Annotated in this window: 1 protein-coding gene; it reads right to left on the bottom strand. The window is 57.0% G+C overall.

Annotated features, from left to right (window positions below):
- Positions 1-321, bottom strand: a 321-nt coding sequence (locus NNO04_RS22665; protein WP_271446542.1) for an IS3 family transposase, incomplete at both ends; no start/stop codon positions are given.

Raw genomic sequence — 321 nt, 5'->3', positions numbered from 1 at the left:
GACACTCCTTCGTGAAATCATCCACACAGGTCAGGCACTTGATCCTGCGACCGTTGGCCAGTGCGTCCATAACGAAATCCATCGACCATGTCAGGTTCGGCGCATCCGGCCGCAGAAGCGGAAACCGTTCGGTCGCCAGCCCTTTACGGCGTCGTCTGCGTTTTACGCTCAGTCCATTAAGGTGGTAAATGCGGTATACCCGCTTGTGATTGACGTGAAGGCCCTCCCGACGCAGCAGCTGCCAGATGCGCCGATAACCAAAACGTCTGCGTTCAAGCGCCAGCTCAGTAATACGCCCTGATAAATGCGCATCAGCCGCCG

It is taken from the genome of Citrobacter sp. Awk 4, from assembly GCF_028069725.1.
Classification (GTDB): Bacteria; Pseudomonadota; Gammaproteobacteria; order Enterobacterales; family Enterobacteriaceae; genus Citrobacter_D.
Note: the sequence above shows the minus strand (reverse complement) of the source record. Positions and strands in the feature narration are given on the sequence as shown.